This is a genomic window from Paenibacillus whitsoniae, assembly GCF_003955665.1.
Classification (GTDB): domain Bacteria; phylum Bacillota; class Bacilli; order Paenibacillales; family NBRC-103111; genus Paenibacillus_E; species Paenibacillus_E whitsoniae.
This window is the reverse complement of sequence record NZ_RXHU01000074.1, coordinates 47,999-68,719: the sequence shown is the minus strand read 5'-3', so window position 1 is coordinate 68,719 and position 20,721 is coordinate 47,999. Positions and strand designations below refer to the sequence as shown.

12 protein-coding genes are annotated in these 20,721 nt (G+C 50.2%); 7 read left to right on the top strand and 5 right to left on the bottom strand.

Annotated elements, in window-relative coordinates; translation table 11 throughout:
- The first annotated feature begins 372 nt into the window (after positions 1-372).
- The gene (locus tag EJQ19_RS23020) at positions 373-2,445 is read left to right on the top strand and encodes a methyl-accepting chemotaxis protein (protein ID WP_126143583.1); all 2,073 of its coding nucleotides are present in this window, start codon (positions 373-375) and stop codon (positions 2,443-2,445) included.
- Between the two features lie 148 nt (positions 2,446-2,593).
- Positions 2,594-4,933 (top strand): FAD-dependent oxidoreductase, encoded by a 2,340-nt coding sequence (locus tag EJQ19_RS23015; RefSeq protein ID WP_206438472.1) that lies wholly within the window; start codon positions 2,594-2,596, stop codon positions 4,931-4,933.
- Between the two features lie 49 nt (positions 4,934-4,982).
- Here EJQ19_RS23015 and EJQ19_RS23010 read toward each other — a convergent pair whose 3' ends face one another.
- Together EJQ19_RS23010 and EJQ19_RS23005 are read right to left on the bottom strand one after the other, a co-directional pair.
- A complete protein-coding gene (locus EJQ19_RS23010; RefSeq protein ID WP_164716681.1) occupies positions 4,983-6,590 on the bottom strand; it encodes a helix-turn-helix domain-containing protein in 1,608 nt (535 codons plus the stop codon).
- A complete protein-coding gene (locus tag EJQ19_RS23005) occupies positions 6,568-8,328 on the bottom strand; it encodes a cache domain-containing sensor histidine kinase (RefSeq protein WP_241243054.1) in 1,761 nt (586 codons plus the stop codon). Before EJQ19_RS23005 ends, EJQ19_RS23010 begins: the two co-directional genes overlap by 23 nt.
- 267 nt (positions 8,329-8,595) lie before the next feature.
- Here EJQ19_RS23005 and EJQ19_RS23000 point away from each other — a divergent pair, with 267 nt between their 5' ends.
- The 5 genes from EJQ19_RS23000 to EJQ19_RS22980 all read left to right on the top strand — a co-directional run bounded on the left by EJQ19_RS23000 (position 8,596) and on the right by EJQ19_RS22980 (position 18,167).
- On the top strand, positions 8,596-9,558 hold the full coding sequence (locus tag EJQ19_RS23000; protein WP_241243048.1) for an ABC transporter permease: 963 nt from the start codon (positions 8,596-8,598) through the stop codon (positions 9,556-9,558).
- A 31-nt stretch (positions 9,559-9,589) separates the two neighbouring features.
- Positions 9,590-10,480, top strand: a complete 891-nt coding sequence (locus EJQ19_RS22995; RefSeq protein WP_126143580.1) for a carbohydrate ABC transporter permease — start codon at positions 9,590-9,592, stop codon at positions 10,478-10,480.
- Positions 10,481-10,507: 27 nt separating this feature from the next.
- A complete protein-coding gene (locus EJQ19_RS22990; RefSeq protein WP_126143579.1) occupies positions 10,508-12,130 on the top strand; it encodes an extracellular solute-binding protein in 1,623 nt (540 codons plus the stop codon).
- A gap of 270 nt (positions 12,131-12,400) precedes the next feature.
- Positions 12,401-16,999 carry a fibronectin type III domain-containing protein gene (locus EJQ19_RS22985; protein WP_164716679.1) on the top strand — a complete coding sequence of 1,533 codons (4,599 nt, stop codon included), beginning with the start codon at positions 12,401-12,403 and terminating at the stop codon, positions 16,997-16,999.
- Positions 17,000-17,069: 70 nt separating this feature from the next.
- Complete coding sequence (locus EJQ19_RS22980; protein ID WP_126143577.1) at positions 17,070-18,167, top strand: Gfo/Idh/MocA family protein; 1,098 nt, start codon at positions 17,070-17,072, stop codon at positions 18,165-18,167.
- A gap of 29 nt (positions 18,168-18,196) precedes the next feature.
- On the opposite strand, the gene EJQ19_RS22975 is transcribed toward EJQ19_RS22980, so the two are convergent.
- From EJQ19_RS22975 to EJQ19_RS22965, 3 genes are read right to left on the bottom strand one after another with little or no spacing between them, the layout of a single operon-like run.
- Positions 18,197-18,448, bottom strand: coding sequence for a hypothetical protein (locus EJQ19_RS22975; protein WP_126143576.1), 252 nt, complete (start codon positions 18,446-18,448; stop codon positions 18,197-18,199).
- A gap of 53 nt (positions 18,449-18,501) precedes the next feature.
- Positions 18,502-19,533 carry an ABC transporter substrate-binding protein gene (locus tag EJQ19_RS22970; RefSeq protein WP_126143575.1) on the bottom strand — a complete coding sequence of 344 codons (1,032 nt, stop codon included), beginning with the start codon at positions 19,531-19,533 and terminating at the stop codon, positions 18,502-18,504.
- Positions 19,530-20,720 carry an amidohydrolase family protein gene (locus tag EJQ19_RS22965; protein WP_126143574.1) on the bottom strand — a complete coding sequence of 397 codons (1,191 nt, stop codon included), beginning with the start codon at positions 20,718-20,720 and terminating at the stop codon, positions 19,530-19,532. The genes EJQ19_RS22970 and EJQ19_RS22965 overlap by 4 nt, the downstream gene beginning before the upstream one ends.
- Between the last annotated feature and the right edge of the window lies 1 nt (position 20,721).

The following is a 20,721-nucleotide window of genomic DNA, read 5'->3' as shown; positions in this document are numbered from 1 at the left end:
TTTTTTTCTGTCGATCGCCTTCGTCTGAGCTCCAAACCATGGCTAACGGTTGTGAGCGAGCTTATTTCAGGCAAAAGACGGTATGGCAAACTGTAACGGTTGTGAGAGCGGCTATTTGTCTAAAATGGCATGATTTCACTAAGAAATGAAGCAAATAAGCGCTGTGGCAACCTTTACAAATAGAATTCACGCTTTTTAGATCCCCTTGGAAATTCAAACAAATCCGAATAAAAATTTTGTTGTTTTCATACAAAATAAAATTTTGTTTCGAAATTTAAAGGTATTTTGGAATATTTTGTCGAAACCTTGAATTCGCCCCTGGACTAGACAAATACAACGTTCCAGGCAAGAAAAATAAGGAGGATTCGGGTAGTGGAGAGAAGACGGATACTGGGAATTGAAGGGCTTAGGGGAATCAAGCTGACATCTCCGATGAAATCGATCGGGATGAAGCTGTTTCTCATTTTTTTTGTCAGCATCGTTTCGTTTGTGCTGAGCTGCGGGATGCTGTCCTATTCCATCTCGAAGAATGTCATTCAGAAGAAAGTATCGCAATCCAGCCTAGAGACCATTTCACAAGCGGGCATGAAGCTCGATTTTATGTACAAAACGTTCGAAGATATTATGCTGCAACTAAATCTGGACAATGATCTGCAAAATCTATTGGCCAAGGCGCAGCAATTCCCGCCCGGCTCTTATCAGGCGATGGAGATTGCGGGGCAATTGACGGAGAAGCTGAACGTTATTGCTTTTTCGGGTAAATCGATTTCGTCCTTGCTGTTGTTTCAGCCCGACGGCCGGCTGATCGCTTTAACGGGAAGCGGCAGCAACAGTGCGGTGGAGAATGTCGAGCAGACGGATTGGTTTCAAGCGATTAAGAACAATAACGATCAAACCCAATGGCTGGACAGCAAGGCGGAAGGCTACTCGGGCAGTTATCCCAATACGTTTGCGATTGGCCGTGTAATGAAGAACGGGGAGGGAAGTTCCAAGGGTGTGCTGGTCATGGAAGTGAGCACAGAACTTTTGAACAATGAACTGAACTCCTTATCGTTAGGCGAAGGCAGTCAGCTGAGCATTACAAACTCAGCCAATACCAATATCGCGACGCTCAAGCCGGGTGAGTTGGGCAAAGCGTCGAATCTTCCCTTGACCGGCGCCCAGATAGATGCGGGAAGAGGGTTGTTCACGTCTGCGAATGACCATATTGTCGTGTATTATCACTCGGCGCTCTCCGACTGGAACATGGTTGGTGATATTCCCATCGGCTTATTAGTCCGTGAGGCCGCAGATAAAATCTTTCAGTTTACGCTGGTCGCTGTCCTATGTGCCGTCATCGCCGCAGGATTAATCGGAATTTGGGTAGTCAGAGTGATTGTCCGCCCCATCCAAAAGCTGCGGGATCTCATGAAGCAAGGAGCGCAAGGCAAGCTCACTGTTCGTGCCCATTACACCTCTGCGGATGAGGTCGGGCAGCTAGGGGCCAGCTTTGATCAAATGATGCAGCATTTTGCCGACCTTGTCCGGCAATCCGGCGATACGGCGCACAACGTCCTTGAGACCGCCAATGAACTGGCGAACTCCGCTCGGTTGACGAAAACCGCCGCTGACGAAATCGCATCTGCCATGGAGGAGATTTCGGCGGGGGCTACGGGACTCGCCCAGGAATCCGAGAAAGGCAATGCACTGACTGAACATGTCAGCACGCAGATGAAGCAGGTAACGGAGGCGAATTTCATGATGGGCACTGCGGCGGCGGGTGTGCAGGAGGCAGGCGTAAAAGGTGCCCATGAGATGGATGCCCTGATGGCCAATACCAACCGAACGGAAGAGATGATCACCACGCTGATCAAGAAAGTCGGCGCATTTAAAGAGAGCACAACGTCGATCCAAAGCATTCTGGATATGCTGAATCAGATTATGAAAAAGACGAACATTTTGTCGTTGAACGCCGGGATTGAAGCTGTGCGCGCCGGGCAAGCGGGAAAAGGCTTCATGGTTGTGGCGGATGAAATTCGTCGTCTGGCGGAGCAATCGCGTCACTCCATTGGGGTCGTTGGGCAAATTATGAACGATATTCAGAATGAGGTGCACGAAACGTTCAATCTTTTGGAAAGCGCCGCTCCTATTTTCAAAACACAGCTTCAAGCGGTCCGAGATACGAATGTCATCTTCGGGCAAGTCACCTCGCAAATGGCGGCTTTTATCGAACAGCTCGGCGCTGTGAGCGATTCCGTCAGCTCCTTGGAGAGTAAGCAAGTCATTCTATCCGACACGATGATGAATGTCAGTTCTGTGGCGGAAGAGTCGCTTGCGACTTCGGAGGAAGTGACGGCTCAGGGTCTTGAACAAAGCAGGGTCAGTGACAAATTGGTTCAATTGTCGGATAAATTGGAACAATTATCTCAAGGGCTTCACGACACGTTGTCCAAATTTGACATCTAACCTTCTGCGTATGAACAAAATGAAGGCATCAAATCAAAAATAGAGATATTTTATTGCGTGACGGCTGAAGCTAAAGTGGAGAGGAGGTAAGAAAACGCTGTCATCTTTGTTTCATCCGAGGTGGCATGAGATGAGGGAGATTGGAATCATGACGACAAACTTCAAGGATACAAGCACGATGGCCATGTCTGCACGAACCCACCGGCGAAAAACGGAGCAGTATGACGTGGTCGTATGCGGCGGCGGACTGGCGGGCTTTTGCGCGGCGGTCGCTGCGGCTAGACAAGGGGCGCGAACCTGCCTCGTGCAGGATCGCCCGGTCTTTGGAGGCAACAGCTCATCCGAGGTCAGAGTAACCCCGCACGGTGCGGCTGCCTTTCACGTGTATGCCAAGGAAACCGGGATTATCTCGGAGTTATTGATTGAGGAACGCGCGCGCAATCATGAGACGGTGTTCGAGAACGGCTGGACGAACAGTGTCTGGGATATGACGATGTACGATATGGCCCAGGGAACCGAGAATTTGACCTTTTATCTGAACACGTCCATTCGGGATGTTCGGATGGCGAATGCGCGCAACATTGCGTCGGTTATCGGGTATGTGGCGAATGCCGAGCTTGAGCTCGAACTCACAGCGGACGTGTTCATCGACTGTACGGGCGATGGCATTGTCGCGGACCGGGCCGGCTGCCAGTGGCGGATGGGTTCGGAAGGACGCGAGGAGTTCGGCGAGCTGCATGCACCGCCTGAAGCCAGCGGGGATGTTATGGGGAGTTCACTTCTTTTTAAAACGAAGGATCTTGGTCGTCCTGCTCCCTTCACCGCGCCAGATTGGGCGGCGAAGCTGGATAATCCGGACTTTTTCTATAAGCAGGGACGGAACCCCAACGACATGCGCGGCGGTTACTGGTGGATCGAGATCGGCGTGCCGTGGGACACGATTTACGAAAGCGAAGATATTCGCCACGAGCTGACGAGGTATGTGCTGGGTGTGTGGGACTGGATCAAGAACAAAGATCCGCTTACGAAAGAGCTTGCGGCTCATTATGCCATCGATTGGATCGGTCAAGTGCCGGGTAAGCGGGAAAGTCGCAGAATCATGGGTCACTATGTGATGACCTCGCATGACCCGCTGAACAATACGGTTTTTGAAGATGAGATCGCCTATGGCGGCTGGTTCCTAGATCTGCACACGCCGGGCGGGCTGCTTGCGCCTACGAGCGAGCATGCGAGCTCGGAAGGCTATAATGAAACCTCGGATTACATGGTCAAAAGCTACTGCGGCCCTTACGGCATCCCTCTGCGATCGACTATTGCCAAAGATGTCGATAACCTGATGATGGCCGGCCGCAACATTTCGGTGACGCACGCTGCGTTAGGCACGGTGCGTGTCATGGGGACAACCGCGCTGGTTGGACAGGCGGTTGGCACGACCGCAGCGATCGCTTTGCGCAAAGGGCTGGCACTCGCTGATATGCCGAGCCAGGCGATCCGGGACGTGCAGCAGGCCCTGCTGCGCGACGGGTGTTTTTTGCTGAACTCGTCCAATGAAGACGAGTTGGATCTCGCCCGCAGCGCGCAAGTGACGGCAAGCAGCGAAGCGGTGTGCCAGGGCGGTGAAGTGCGCGCGGATCTCCTGGCGGCCGGAGAGCTCGGTCCGCAGGATGATGCGCTGCGCCAGCGCAAAGGGCAGTGGATTGCAATCTCGGAAAGCAGGCTGGACCGCGTTTCGGTATGCCTGACGAATCGGAGCGGGGGCCCGCAGACGGTGAAGGCAGTCATTGTGCCTGTCGACCACATTTGGGATTACCGCACGGATGAGCTGCCGACGCTTGCAACGACAGAGCTGCTTGTTTTGCCGGGCGATTATCAATGGATCGATTGGGATGTGCGGCTGGGCGTGCGAGACGGTCTCAAGGCCGGCAGCTTCGTCCGTTTGGATCTGCATGCCAATTCGAACATCGTCTGGCATTGCGCAGACGGCATCGTACCGGGGCAGCCCTGTGCCTATGAGATGGGGCAAGGGAAAATGCGCCGGGATTGGAACGGCCCGACCCGGAGCTTCCGCGCCGAGCCTGCCCAATACGCTTATGCACCGCAGCATGTGATCAACGGGGTGACTCGGCCGTATCGCTATACGAACCTGTGGCGTTCCGATCCGCGCCTCCCGCTGCCGCAGTGGCTGGCGCTGAGCTGGGAGGTACCGCAAACGATTCGGCAGGTTGAGGTTTCGTTCCCCGGCAGCTTGTTATGGGAATATCGGGGATATGCGCCTTTTTACCGGGATCCGCAATGTCCGAGGGATTATCGAATCGAAGCTTGGGTTGGCGGCGAATGGGAGCAGTTGCTTGCAGTGAAAGGCAATTACCAGCGCCACTGCCGCTACACGCTTGAGCAGCCGGTTCATACGGATAAGCTGCGCATGGTGATCGAAGCGACGAACGGCGATCCGTCGGCTGCGATCTATGAGATTCGTTGTTATGCTTAGCCAATACGTCAACAAGCCCCAGTTCGGTGAACTGGGGCTCGTTTCTTTGTTATAACGTTTTCCGGTACTCCTTTGGAGAGATGCCGAAATAATTTTTAAAAGCACGAGAGAAATGATACAGATTGCCATACCCCACTTTTTCGGAGATCTCATTGATGCGCAAGATGGGGTCTTTGAGCAGCCGCTTTGCCTCTTCCATGCGCACCTTGATTAAATAGGCTGTAAAGGTAAGTCCCGTGCGCTCTTTGAAAAGCTTGCTGAAATACGAGTAGTTCATCGACACTCGATTAGCCACTTCGGCGAGCTGAAGATCACGGTTATAATGCTCGCGAACGATGGCTTCTGCGACGGTGATCACCGTGTCGCCCAGCGCGGATTGCTCACTGATGAGTTGTTTCGTGTCCGTGGCGTAGCTTTTTAAATAATGACGAAGCTCGTCTAAGGTATGGAACGTGTTGAACGCAGCGGCTCGCTCGCCTTCATCGAGCAGGAAGCGATCATGGACGTGCCGATGGATTTCGGAGAGCACCACATCATAGATCGCTTTCAACTGCTCCAAGGACATCTTCGGGCGCAGTTCATCGCGAAGATGGCGGTCAACCCATGCGTGAATTTGCTCCACATACAGGGACTCTGCAGCCTGCTTGAGTTCTTCCACTTCCTTCTTGGCGGGCAGCCAGGTACCCGTCTGCCCCGGGGGAACAATCGTCTGGATTACGTCACATGACTGGCGAAGAATGCGCTCCGACATGGCCTGCTGCGCTTGTTTATACAGACGGGGAAGGTCGTCGATGCCCCTGCCGGTCTGGCTGACAGAGGCGACGGGGGACTTGTCTTTGCCCTTTCTCAGCATGGCGACAGTTTGGGAAAGCAGGTTGACCAGCGTCTCGAGTGAGAGTGCTGTGGCAGTATAATTAAATACGAGACACACGTCCCCTTGTCTATCATGAAAAGCGATATGGCGCAGATGAGCCTCCATCTCTTCCGCGTCTACAAGGCTTTGCATACAATCCTGGACGGATTCCAGATGCTCTTCGCTGAATGTCATATCGCCGAACGAGAGCATCGCCATCACAAAGTTGGGATGCTCAAAGTAAGTTTCCAGCGAGAGCAGGGAATCGGAGCGTTTCACCCCGGAGGCCGCCTCTTGTGCGGAAGAGGGCTCTGCCGCTTCATGGCGATTGCGTTTCGCGCCGTGAATGAACAGCGGCAGGCGAGCGGCAAGCAGCGCCTTGGCATCGGTTCGATTTTGATTAGCCAACCGGTCTTCCAACTGATCCAGTTCAATTCCGGCGATGGCCGTCTCCACTTGCTTGCCAAGCTCATCGGAAGCCGCCGGCTTCAGCAGATAATCCTGTGCGCCGTATTTGAATGCCTCCCGAACGTAAGGATAATCGCCATAACCGCTCAACATAATAAACTTCGTGCGCGGGAGCGACTTGGAAAGCTCCTGAATGACTTGAATCCCATCGACATCGGGCATGCGAATATCTGTAATGATGACGTGGGGTTGCAGGTTTAACGCCATTTCCATCCCTTGGAGGCCGCCGCCAGCGACCTCGATTTGCGTCACCCCTCCGACGTTGGCCCGTTCCAGCTTGGCTTTCACGCCTTGCCCAATCCATTCCTCGTCATCAATAATGAGCACCTTGTACATGTAGATCCTCCTCGATTGTCCTTGTCGCATAGGGCAGGGTCAAAATAGTTTCGGTAAACGCACCTTCAGCGCCGGTTAACTGCAAAGGGAACTGCTCCCCATAAAATAATTTCAAGCGTTCATTGATATTGCCGAGGCCAATGCTCTCCCGGTCCCGGTCACCCTTGGGCAAATATACAGAGGTGCGAAATTGCTCATTCATCTCCTCCAGCCGTGCCGCCTGAATCCCCGAGCCGTTATCTTTCACCCGGATAAGGAGCATCTGTTCTCTTTCCAGTGCGACGGTCACTTCGATCTGAAGCGTGTCCTGTCTGGCAAAGCCATGTTTAACACTATTCTCAACAATCGGCTGCAGGATAAATTTCAGAACCTGGACAGCAAGCAGCTCGCCGGGCACATTGATTTTAAAGTGAATGCTATCGCCGTACTTGATCTTCTGCAAGCTTAGATACTGTTCCAAAAATCGCAGCTCTTCCGCCAATGTGGCGAACTTGGCTTGCCCGTTCATATGGTAGCGCATCATTTTACCGAAGTCGGCCATGGCATCGGACACCTCGTATTGCCCGGCGAGCTCCATTCGGGCACTGAAAATATCCAGCGTATTGTAGATAAAATGCGGGTTGATCTGCGACTGCAGGGCGATCAATTGCGTGTCTTTGTGCAGGGTCTCTCTCTTAACCATGTCGCTAAGGAGCACGGAAATTTTGCTGAGCAGAATGTTGAATTTCTCCGTAATAACGCCGAATTCGTCCTTGCGCACAATCGGTATCGGGTGAAATCCGGATTCAATGGCGGTATCCATCTGTTTAATGCTTGTTTTCATTTTGCTTAGCGTCATTTTGAGGATGTAGTAGAACGCGAACAGGAGCACGATGAAGGTGAATATAAAAACAAGATTGGTTGCGACCTGCAAGGATCCCAGCAACGGCGGGATCGGGATGGCGAGCACGATGGCATGCTGAACCTCTTTGATCGCATCCGTGACATATAAAAAGCCGCCTTGCTTGGCGTAGCCTTCCGAGAAGAGTGAGAGAGGGGGATCTCCCTGTGCTTTCAAAGCCTCAGCATTGCTCCGGGAGACGATCTTATGCCCCTCATCCAGGATCAAAACAGGGAGATTCGCAAGGTTTGACCGCTCGGCGGGCTCAAGCAGATCCCCTGCACGCACGTCGACAATCGTCATGCCCAGATCATGCCCTTCAATGGAGATCATTTTTTGAATGTAGCGATACAGCACACTTCCGTCAGCTTGATTGGCGTCCAGCACCCACAGCGATTTGGCCTCGGAGGCGGTGAAGGGGGCATACCAGCTCTCTTTCTGGATTTTCTGTTCCGCATAGAAGGAGCCGAAGCCTTCCGGAATGGAATTGTTCTTCATGTAAATGGATATTTTTTGGATATTAATCTTTTGGAAGAGCATCGCATAGTTCACGAGCGGTGCAGCGAAGCTGAAATACGTATTCAGCGAATCCCTCTCGGGTGCATAGGGATCGTCAAGAAACTGCTGCAGCCGGTAGTTATAGGTAATATTGTTGCTAACGCTTTCAATGAGGTCGATTTTATTTTCAATCGTATATTTAATCTGTTTCACCGTTGTTTGTGCATTTGCAAGCAATTGAGCTTGCACATAGCGGTCAGATTGATGATACGTATAAAAACCAAGTACACTAAAGGGGATTAAGATGAAGCAGATAAAGGCGAGCGTCACTTTATTTTTGATACTCATCGTATGGAACATGCGTTGCAAAGGCAGCCCTTCTTTCCCAAAGAGGTTTGTACGGACGTATTCGACAGATGACAAAGGATCCCTTTCGGGATGGGCGTGGAGGCCAAATGAAGGTATCAAAACTAAAATGGGGATATTTTTATAAGCGCTTTCAGAATGTATAGTGAGAGTAGGCTTTCGAAACTGAATTGCTATAGCAGGAGTGTAGTTAGCGATAAAGAGAACGCTGTCATCCGGTGATGCAGACCGGGGGGACAGTGAATCGGGGAGGAAAATGTCGTGGATGGAGCCGTCAATGCGAAACAACATGCTCGAGTACCACGCGCATCAGCGACGAGCCGCTGGCTGCGGTTTAAGAGTCAGTTCGCCCTGCAGAGCATGGTATGGCCGGGAATTTTGTTTCTGCTGGTGTTCTCGTATGTTCCGATGTATGGCATTCTGATTGCATTTAAGGATTACGATCTTTTCCTGGGTGTCATGCATTCACCATGGATTGGATTTCAGCATTTTCAGGAATTTGTAAGTGATCCGAATTTCTTGAACGTTTTGCGAAATACGTTGGCGATGAATCTTCTTGGCTTGCTTCTTGGATTTCCGGCGCCGATCGTATTTGCGCTCTTTCTGAATGAGCTGAATAAGAAGCGCTTCAAGCGTTTTGTGCAAACGGTTTCGTATTTGCCTCATTTCGTCTCGTGGGTCATTTTTGGAGGATTGGTCTTGACGGTGCTGTCGCCTTCGAATGGGATTCTCAATCTCCTTCTGATGAGCTTGCATGTGATCGATGAACCGATTAATTTCATTGCGAAGCCCCATCTCTTCTGGATCATCATGGTGAGTGCCGAAATTCTGAAAGGGATCGGCTGGGGAGCGATCATCTATATCGCAGCGATTGCGGGCGTGGATCAGGAAATGTATGATTCAGCCAAGATCGACGGCGCCGGCAGGTTTCAACGGATGTGGTATGTGACACTGCCCGCCATCCTAGGAACGGTGGTGATCATGCTTATTTTCGCAATCAGCTCCATTTTGAACACAGGCTTTGAGCAAATTATGGTTATGCAAAATCCGCTCAATCTGGATGTAAGCGAAACGATCGACACGTATGTCTACAAAGTGGGACTTCGACAAATGAGGTATTCCTATTCGACTGCGGTTGGCCTGGCGAAATCGATCGTCGCTCTGATTCTGCTGTTCGCAGCGAATTACGTATCTCGCAAGGTGTCAGACAACAGCTTGTTCTAAGCGGATGCCTGCATGCAAGGAGGAACATAGAATGAAGATCCGTTCCAAGACGGACAAATGGTTTGATGGCTTCAATATCCTGTTCATGTCGGTCATTGTTTTCGTTACGCTGGCCCCGTTCTGGTTTGCTTTGGTCGGCTCTTTTAATGACGGGCTGGACTACCTGCGGGGCAGCGTATATCTATGGCCAAGGGAATTTACAATGGCCAATTATAAAGCGGTATTTTCTGATACGACCATCTATCACGCCTATTTCATTACGATTTGCAGAACGCTGCTCGGCATGTCCACGCATATCGCTTTCACTGCGCTCGTCGCTTACGGCATGTCTCGCAAAGGACTCGGCGGACGCAATGTGTACCTTGTGATCATGCTTACGACGATGTTCTTCTATGGAGGATTGATTCCGACGTATTTGCTTTATAAGCAAATTGGACTATTGAACAATTTTATGGTGTATATTCTTCCCACTTTGTTCAGTGTGTGGGATATGATTATTATCATGTCCTTCTTTCGAACAATTCCCGAGCCCATTATCGAGTCGGCGAAAATTGACGGGGCGGGAGAGTACCGAATTTTACTGCAGCTGGTCATGCCGCTGACGAAGCCCGTGCTGGCCGCAATTGCCTTATTTAATGGCGTGTATCATTGGAACTCCTACATGGATGCGCTCATGTTTACGACGAAATCATCGCTAGAGCCTGTTCAGCTCGTTCTGATGCGGATGGTGACGGATGCTTCTTACGGGGAAGCTTTCAGTCAGCAGGCGACAAGCTTTATGCCGGAAGAGGCGAAACATGTGAACCCGGCAACATTAAAGCTGGCTATGATGGTGGCGACGACAGCGCCGATTGTAGCGATCTATCCTTTTTTGCAAAAGTATTTTGTTAAGGGTGTGCTGATTGGTTCAGTGAAAGGTTAATGTGAAAAACTTTGGGGGGTTAAGCACATGAAGAAAAGATTTGTGAGTATGGGGGTTGTCACAGCGCTTGTAGGCACGTTGCTTGCGGGTTGTACCACGGATAAAAAGTCGGAGGCGACGAATTCGCCAAGTGCATCTCCAGGAGCAGCTGCAACGGTCAAACCCGACGATAAATCTCCGATCAAGATAACCTGGTTCGTCGATCAAGAATCGTATAAGAAAAACTGGGACCCCGCTAATAACTTGTTGGATAAGAAAATTACCGAAGACACAGGGATCTCGATCGAATTCACATCCGGCAGCGATGATAAACTCAGCGCCCTGATCGCCTCCGGCGATATTCCGGATGTAATTACTGTTGACAAGAACGCGCCGCAGCGCGGAGTGCTGGAGAAGTCCGGCATGGTTGCGCCATTGGATGAACTTATCAAAAAATATGATCCTTCGTTTAACGTAGCGAAGTCCATGCAGGATTGGTTCCGCAATGCCGATGGCCACTTCTACGGATATGCGAATTATTTCTGGGCGAAAGAAACGTTCAAACCCGGGGATACCATCTACTGCAATCAGGGCTTATATGCGCGGAAGGATATCATGGATCAGTTGGGGATCAAGCCGGAAGACTTCAATACGAAAGAAGGCTTGGTCGCTGCGTTGAAAAAGGTGAAAGATGCGAAAACCAAGTACAACGGCTTTGACGTGGTGCCTGCTTACTTCGAAAGCTGGGTGATCTCCAGTTTCTTCGGCGCACCGCGTGAAGATGCTCAGGGCAATCTTATTGATCGTGAGAGAACGCCGGAATCCCTGGAAGCCTATCAATTCCTTAATCGCTTGTATCGTGAAGGTTTGATGCCGGAAGACAGCCAGACGTTAAATCAATCGCAGCTTACCGAGAAGGTCAATAACGGCGCTGTCTTCGCGCTCACGAACAAAGCCATTAAATGGGATGCTTTGTATGCCAAGGACCCGAAAGCCATTTTCGTATCTGTCGGTCCGGTAATCGGCGACAAGGGCAAGCAGCCGGTCATCGATCCTGTCGCAGCCTCCGGTTGGACGCTGACGATGGTCAGCTCCAAAGCGAAGAATCAAGATCGCATTACGAAGCTGATGCACTATCTCTCTTCGGATGAAATGAGCTTGAATGTGACGTATGGCCCGAAAGGGATTACGTGGGATTATGACGTTAATGGCAAGGTGAAGTTAGCCGATGAGTTTATTAAGGCAAGAACCGAAGATGCTGCGAAAACCAAATTGAAATACGGAAATGGAACGCTGGACTGGCTCATTAACTATGTGCCTGTACAACGGACGCTTCCTGTGAACGGTGAGTTGGAAACCGAAAGAACCAAATCGAATATTTATTTCAGTAAATACACCTATGATATGCTTGCATTCGAGTCGACTGCTCCGCTTGGCGGGACGGAAGAAGCGGGGATTAATGCGAAGCGGGAGGAAGTCCGCGTAAAAACGAGGGCGAAAATGATCTTGGCGAAAACGCCGGAGGATGTTGAGAAGTTTTATAAAGAAGGCATTGATCAGGAAGAGAAGCTGGGATCCCAGAAGCTCTTCGATTATCAGAACAAGAAGTTCCAGGAAGCTAAGAAAGCTTTAGGCGTCCAGTTCGTCTGGCCGACAAATCTCAAGAAATAAGCTGGCACAATGGCATATGCAACGATCGTGAGTGGATACTTTCTTCACACGCTTGCATATGCCTTTTTGTGTACAAATAGCTATTATCCGGCTTTGGCGCGCCCGATTGGGCTGCGAAACTTGATAATCCGGACTTTTTCTATAAACAGGGTCGAAATCCCAATATAAATTACTTAGGGGTTGAAAGGAGGTGGTTATGTCGCGCAGATCAGCGACTCTGCCAAGAAAACATGAATGGGTATTGATCAAAGTGTACAGGAGGATTGTAAAATGAGAAAAGGAACGATTACTAAGGCTTCAGTAACGCTGGTTATGGCTTTACTCCTGCAAATCGTGGGGGCTGCAGGTATGGCGGGTCCTACCGCAAATGCAGCTTCCATCGTTGCTGACAGCACATGGAAAGCTATTGATACGACATTAGCGGTAGCACCTGGAAGTGCGCTGGACTTGTCCTACTTGAATCAAACACCAGCCGGAACGAAAGGCTTCGTAAAGATTGATGCGGATGGCGATTATTATTTTACGGATGAGCCCAATAAGAAAGTAAAGTTCTTTGGTACCAATCTTAACGGCAGCTATGGTACGGATCCAACCCGGGAAGAAATGGTTATTATCGCCGACCGGCTTGCTGCTATGGGTTATAATGCGGTGCGATTCCATGACAATGATGATAATGTTGACTGGGCAGTAGGACTTATGGTGAAACCTACTTCCACGACGGTAACATTAAATCCGGTCAAACTGGATAATTTTGAGTACTTCGTTTCTTTGCTGAAGGATCGAGGTATTTATATCGATCTCGACCTTCTGGCTTATGCGGATTACTCTAGTGTACCAAGCTTAAGCGCCTACGGCTCATTCGCTGCCAAATATATGGCAACGCTTTTTCCGGACGGTAAAGCGATTTGGCGATCATTTGCTCAGCAGTGGCTTACGCATGTTAATCCTTACACCGGACTTGCCTTGAAGGATGATCCTATATTGATGGGGCTGTCTCCCATGAATGAAACTATGCTTTATAATGCTAATTTTTCAAACGAAAATGTAAATGCATGGTTAAAAGCAGACTTCAATACGTTTCTGGCTGGTAAAGCACGTCCGCCTATCACAACATTTCCAAATCTATTTTGGACTGCACCTGCGAGCATTCGTGATGATCTTGCCGAATACTTCACAGAAAAAACGTTATCTTCCCATAATGAAATGAAAAATTTCCTTAAAGATGTAATCGGAGTAAAGGCACCCATTGGAGGAATTAACTACATTAATGATGCTTTGGCCAACTACTGGCGAACACAGACAGATGTTCATGAAACACACTTATATAATGGGCTTGTGGATGGAAGGGGAGCAACATTCTCTTTTACCCCGGCGTCGCATCCTCGTTACAGTATGATATTTGCTCCAGAATCAGCAGCTAATTATGTGCCGCAATCTGGAGGGACTGTATTTAAAAATTATATTCCTGGCCTTGCCCTCGGGCAGCTGTACAAGAAGCCTTTTGCATTAACGGAATATAATCAGGAGTTTCCGACCAAAGGCAGAGACGACCTTGGATTGATGGTGGCCGCGACCGGCGCTTTCAATGGCTGGGATATGCTGAACAGGTTTCAATATGTTTCCCGTGTAAAAGAGGCAACTCAACAAAGTGCAACTTTGGGTGGTTTTACTTCATTTGATACCCTAACCGATACCTTGGTAACGATGTCCGAATATCAAAGCACCCTTCTTTTCCGTAAAGGTCACATCACGGCAAGCGAACCTAAATTTGTCATTGTCAGGGACCAGACATCGGTTAAGACGCATGCGGCATCAACGGAAAATGAAGATTTAGAGATCAATCGCATGTATATACCGCATCTGTTCAAGATGGTTACCGTGTACGCAGATAAGCCTGGTGAACCCTATGCCATCTATAAAATCACGCCTGAGCTTACACCTGAGCAAATCGCAAGCGGTAATCTTCCTGCCCAGAATAAGATATCCATTACGAATAGCATGACCTTAAAGCAGGTTGCGGAGACGTTTATTAATGCTATTGATGATGTCAATCTGAAAAACAATATGCTCTCTAATCTGAATCAAAATAAGCTGGTTTCGGACACGGGTGAGCTTATATTTGATCTTAATTTAAATACCTATCTGATCAATACCCCTTACGCCATTGGAGCTGTAGGCACGTTGAATAACAACTTATTCGAGCTTGGTCCTGTATCCCTGAAGGCAAGTGTGGATAAAGGAACCGTATCCGCAGCAACGCTTGATGATAAAACGCTAGACAAAAGCGAGAGAATGCTGGTCATCTATACAACCGATGCAGCGGCGACAGGGGAAGATACGATTCAAGATCCGACGGATGCCAACAAAAGGACCTACGTAAGAGGGAAATTGCCGACACTTGCCAAACGCGAGACCATGGAATTCCATCTGAAGACGACACTCATCCCAGCAGCATACAAAGCTTACAAGCTGGCGACAAACGGTGTACGGTTGCAGGAAATACCAGTGACCGTGAACGGTCAGGAGCTTTCCGTTACCCTTGAAACGGATAAAGGTTTCGCCTTTGAACTGGTTTACAATCCATTGTACACGAATGATTTTGAGTCAGGTGCGGCGGATTGGACCTCCGTTAAAGGGAACTTTGCGCTTCAAACAGAGAGTAGTGGCAATCATGTGTATCAGTCGACGAAGTCATCGACAGCTGTGGTTGAGCAGACTGTAGGTACAGACTATTTCGTAGAGTCAGATGTGAGGATTGTCAGTCATAAAGATACGGTAGGACTCCTCGCCCGGTATGTGAATCCAGACCAGTATTATAGCTTTACCTATGATGCGCTATTTGGAAAGGCAGTCATCGAGAAACGAATCAATGGTACATCCGTTGTGCTTCAAACAGCGACCGGTGTGACATTACCGTTGGATGTTATGAACAAGCTGAGGTTTGAAGTGGTAGGCAGTAACCTATATGGCTATATCAATGGTCAATTGGTGGTCACAGCAACAGACAACTCGATTGCAAGCGGCTCCGCTGGGATCCTAACGAAGGATCTTGAACTGCCGGCAGGCTTCCCGTGGGGGACAGCAACACAACAATGGATAGCTGCACTAGGAAGCGCGGTGAAAAGTGAAATTAATGCAACCCCTGGCTCTAATGGGGCATTCCTAATTGAATTAACCGAATTCCTGAAGCGGGTTAAGGGCCCAGTCTCCTATGATAATTTCTTGGTGGCCTATCACGACATCACACCTCCTTCCGTACCTTCGAATGTGACGGCAACGGCGCTATCTTCTTATGAAATGTCATTGTCTTGGACCCCGTCTACGGATAATGACAGCGTGGCTGGTTACAGCATTTATCGGGATGGTCAACAAATTGCGACCATAAATGGCGTAACCACGAGCTATAAGGACACGGGCTTGAGCTTAGGTACAACCTATCATTACACGGTCAAAGCCACTGACCCTGCAAATAATGTATCCGCAGCAAGTGAAGAGGTGGCAGCTACGACGAAGAGCACACTGCTCGAAGATAATTTCGAGTCGGGGAGTGCAAGCATGTGGTCCGTTGTTTCTGGATGGGGAACTTTCGGCGTGGTGGATGACGGAGGCACGAAGGCTTACTTGTCCGATAATGCGGGTAAAGGGGCTACAAAGTCCGTAGCTGGACTCTCCTCGTGGACCAACTACCGTGTGGAAGCGAAGGGGAAAATGGATAATCCGAGCGGCCGAATCGGGCTGGTGGCGAGATTCGTTGATTATAACAACTATTACAGCATGACTTATGAGAATTATACGCAAAAAGTATACATCTCTAAGCTGGTGAACGGTACGACTGTCGACTTAGCGATTTCGGGTCCGATAACGCCGCTTACCGCTGGAGCGTACCATTCGTTTGGATTCACGGTATCAGGCAATATCCTGCAAGCGTATGTGGATGGGCAGCTAGTGGCTATGTCTACGGACAGTTCCTTCCCAGCTGGGAAGGTCGGTGTATATACGCACCTGTCCAAAGCATATTTTGACGATATTGTTGTGAATCCCCTGCCGAATCCCGACGTCACAGCGCCTACTGCCCCAACCGGATTGACGGCTGATGCGCTCTCGTCTGCGGAAGTTGCGCTGTCTTGGGCGCAAGCCTCCGATGATACCGGGGTAACCGGCTACACCATTTATCGGGATGGGCAATCTGTGGGCACGGTGACGGGCGCGGTGTATACATTCAAAGACACAGGCTTGAATGTGGCGACGACTTATCACTACACCGTCAAAGCGAAAGATGCGGCGAATAACCTCTCCGAAGCGAGCAGTGAAGCCGTGGTCACGACGAAAAGCACACTGCTGGAAGATAATTTTGAGTCCGGCAGCGTCAGCGGTTGGTCGGTGGTTTCCGGATGGGGAACGTTCTCCGTTGTATCCGACGTGTATGGGTCCAAAGCGTACCTGTCTAATAATGCGGATAAGGGCGGGGTGAAATCCGTAGCGGGATCACCATCCTGGACCAATTACAACGTAGAGGCGAAGGGGAAAATGGAGACGACGAGCGGTAGAATGGGTTTGGTAGCCAGGTACGTAGACTACAACAATTATTACAGCATGACTTACGATAACTACAACAAGAAAGTATACATCTCAAAGCTGCAAAATGGTGTTCAATCTGACCTCGCCATATCAGCAGCGATCCCGCCGCTTGCCGCAGGTACCTATCATACGCTTCGATTCACCGTAAACGGGAATACGCTGCAAGCTTATATCGACGGGCAGTTGATCCTTACTGCAACAGACAATACGTTCACAGCTGGGAAAATCGGTGTTTACACCCATCTGTCGAAAGTTTATTTTGACGATGTTGTGGTGAATGCAGCTCCATAAATAGGAGGTCGCACAAGTAGATGCTCTACTCGTGCGACCCCAAGTACAGAATAACGTAGGAGGGGTACAAGTGAAGAAAGTCAAAGTAGGCATTATTGGTTGCGGAAATATCAGTTCGGTTTATTTTGAAGCGGGGGAAAAATTTGAGATCCTCGAGATCGTGGCGTGTGCCGATCTGGATTTGGCACGAGCGCAAGTTAAAGCGGAGGAGTTCCATATTCCTAAAGCATGCTCCGTAGAGGAACTGCTGGCAGACCCTGACATCGAGATCGTCGTGAACCTTACGATTCCTAGCGCGCATGCAGAAGTTCATATGCGAGCATTGGAAGCGGGGAAGCACACCTACGGGGAAAAGCCGTTAGCCATTGAACTGGAAGACGCCCAGCGAATTCTAGCCTTCGCGAAGTCCAAGGGACTTCTGGTGGGCTCCGCACCGGATACCTTCCTGGGAGGCGGCATCCAAACCTGCCGCAAGCTGATTGATGACGGCTGGATCGGTAAGCCAATCGCTGCATCCGCCTGCATGATGTCTCGTGGACCTGAAAGCTTCCACCCAAACCCTGATTTCTTGTATCAAAAGGGAGCGGGACCCATGTTTGATATTGGGCCATATTATCTTGCGGCATTCGTGAACTTAATCGGACCTGTGCGCCGAATTACAGGTGCTACGCAGACGACGTTCCACGAAAGAACAGTGACCTGCGCGCCCAATTACGGCAGGAAATTCCCTGTTGAGACGCCGACACACATTAGCGGTACGTTAGAATTTGAAAATGGTGCGATTGGCACGATTACGACCAGCTTTGACGTCTGGGGAACGCGTACACCGAATATTGAAATTCACGGAACGGAAGGCTCGTTAATCGTGCCGGATCCGAATCAGTTCGGCGGTACGGTTTATTTGAAAAGACGCGATTATGCAGAGTTTAAAGAGGTTCCTCTCACCCATGGCTTTACGTCCAATAGTCGCGGTCTCGGGTTGATGGATATGGCCTACGCCATCAGAAACGGCACGGAGCATCGGGCGGACGGCGAATTGGCCTATCACGTTTTAGAGCTCATGCACGGATTTTTCATCTCTTCGGGCGAAGGCAAGTACTATGAAACCAAGAGTACATGTAAAAAGCCGGAGCCTTTCCCGCTCGGCATGCAGAAAAACGGGTTTTAATGCAGTTTGGTCTTCTGCTTCTCTTCTAATTATGAAGGAGTGGTTCGGATGAAAAGAGGTTCATTTGTGTTTTCAGTGGTTTTGGCCATGGCCTTTTTACTGATTGCAATTGGAATCATCCATGGACAGAAGTCCATGCGGCTGCAACTACCTTTTATGTCTCCACCACGATCACGGCCAATTAGATTACCATTGACGGACTCGAAATCGCCTATTCCTATGGCGGAGGCATTCATGCAGGCAGCCCGGGCATGAATAAATGATAGATGATAGGCTGCCAACGCAGCAAGCTTCCGTCCATTCGTGCAGAGGCGCGAAGGCGGAAGCTTTTTATCTATTTGGTGGGTAAAAAATCGTTGGTGAATAAATCCTTCGGAGATATATCCTGTTTAATCATGCCGGCTTCTTTCATTTGACTGACAAGCGTTTGCCAGCGTTCTTCGGACATGTAGCCGACACCGTGAGTCTTGGCATCGCCGCCAAAGATGAAGTCTTTTGCCACCTCCTGCGCATCCTTGAGATGGTCAAGATCATAATCTTTATTAACGCCATTAATTTCTTTGTTGATCTCGTCGCTATGAGCGTAATAATAATCCCAGCCCTCGGTCGTGGCCTTCAAGTAACGCTTGATGAGGTCGGGATTTTTCTGGATGAACGCATCTGTCGCAATGACGACGTTTCCGTACGGGTTATATCCGAGATCGGCGTTCAGGAACCAACTGACGTCTACGCCCTGCTTTTTCAGCACATACGGTTCGTTGGTGGCGAAGCCTTGGGTTACGGAATCTTTATCTGCGGAGAAGCCGGCTAACGATCCTGTATAGCTCTGGATCTGAACTTTGTCCAGCTTGTATTTGAAGCTCATATACTGCCAGAATGGGAAGCCGACGGCTGTGTAAACCTTGCGTCCGTTAAGGTCTTCAATTTTCGTGATGCCGGAGTTTTTGTGGAAAATGAGATTCTGCGGGTTCGTTTGAAGATTGGCGTAAATGACTTTGACGGGAATCCCTTGTTCTCTGGCGAGCACGACTTCGTCGGCATTGGCCATCGCGAATTGTATCTTGCCGCTTGCCACCAACTGCACGTTGGACACCTGAGGACCGCCCTGCTGAAGCGTCACGTCCAAGCCGGCCTTTTCGTAGATTTTAGCGATCTGCGCGGCGTAATGTCCACCCATCTCCGGCTGGGCGAACCAGCTCATCGTTTGCGTAATCTTATCCGTTTTTTTAGAGGTACCCGCCGATGCAGGAGCTGCCGTGTTAACGGAAGCTTCAGGCGCAGTTGTGGAGCTGGAACCGCAGGCGGTTAGTACAAGGGTGGTGATGATGGCGGCGCTGCTTGCTTTGAGTAGTCCTGAAGTGTTCATTGAAATCTCTCCTCAATATTTGGTTTGTTTTGTTCAGAGTGCCATGCTAGATGACGCTGACGGCCGGCGACAGGAACGCCGCGAATGCATACGATTTCGCGCGGCGGAGCGATGGCGGCGGCGTGTTCGCAGTTCAGGGCGCGGACCAGCGAAAAGTCGGCTGAATCCCCGACGCGGAAGGATGAAGCTGTCGAGCCGAGATAAGTGAAAACGCTGCGCAGGCGCGCGTCGTCGTGCCAACGGTGCATATCCGCCAAGCGCCGTGCACGCTGAAGGAGATCGGTGAAGCCGAACGGCGTCCAAGCATCGAGACCGGTATGATCCGAACCGAGCGCAACACGGACGCCCGCCTCTGTAAGCTGTTCGATGCGAGGCATGGCGGAATCGATGGGCACACTCGTGACGATGGCAATATCCAGCTCCGCCAACTGTTTGGCCGTTTCGAGGGATTCCTGTGCAGATACCTCGCCTAAACAGTAGGCATGACTCACGGTGACTTGCCCCTGCTTGCCATACTGCTCGGTGTACGCCATGATGCGCTTGATTGTGAAGAGGCCGAGATGGCCGGGATCATGCAGGTGAATATCCACCTCAGCGTCATAGGCTGTGCTGATGTCGAAAATGGTTTTCAAGCATCGTTCGATGTCAAGGTCTACGCCTGCAGGATCGACGCCGCCGACGATTGAAGCGCCGGCCTGCATCGCTTGTTCAATCAGGGGAGCTGCATGTGACCGAAGCAACCCCTGCTGGGGAAAAGCGACGATTTCCATGGTGAGAATGCCTTGATATTCCGCTTGCAGCTCCTGCACCATAGCGAGATGAGAGAGGCCGATTTCGGGATCGATATCGACATGGACCCGAAGGGAAGACGTTCCGTTCTCGAGCATATCCTGTAAAATGGCGCGTGCCCGTTCCTTCTGACTTGTTCGGATCTCGGCAAGGAGATGCTTCTCCATTTGAAATTGCTCGAATAAGGAAGTGACGCGGCGGCGCGAAATCCAGGTCTGATCTGGAAACGCTTTGTCCAGGTGCACGTGGGCGTCCTTGAAAAGAGGGAGCATGAGCATTTCTCGGGCGTCCCACCCTGAGACCGAGCCGGCGGGGACCATGCGGTGGATGACGCCATTGAGCAGATGCACATCCTGGAGGGTGCCGTTCACTTGTACGTTGCAAAGCCATTGATCCACG

Excerpts from the sequence above, each read along its gene's own strand:
- EJQ19_RS23015 (WP_206438472.1), top strand. The coding sequence starts at position 2,594 with ATGACGACAAACTTCAAGGATACAAGCACGATGGCCATGTCTGCACGA.
- EJQ19_RS23010 (WP_164716681.1), bottom strand. The coding sequence starts at position 6,590 with ATGTACAAGGTGCTCATTATTGATGACGAGGAATGGATTGGGCAAGGC.
- EJQ19_RS23005 (WP_241243054.1), bottom strand. The coding sequence starts at position 8,328 with ATGTTCCATACGATGAGTATCAAAAATAAAGTGACGCTCGCCTTTATC.
- EJQ19_RS22995 (WP_126143580.1), top strand. The coding sequence starts at position 9,590 with ATGAAGATCCGTTCCAAGACGGACAAATGGTTTGATGGCTTCAATATC.
- EJQ19_RS22990 (WP_126143579.1), top strand. The coding sequence starts at position 10,508 with ATGAAGAAAAGATTTGTGAGTATGGGGGTTGTCACAGCGCTTGTAGGC.
- EJQ19_RS22985 (WP_164716679.1), top strand. The coding sequence starts at position 12,401 with ATGAGAAAAGGAACGATTACTAAGGCTTCAGTAACGCTGGTTATGGCT.
- EJQ19_RS22970 (WP_126143575.1), bottom strand. The coding sequence starts at position 19,533 with ATGAACACTTCAGGACTACTCAAAGCAAGCAGCGCCGCCATCATCACC.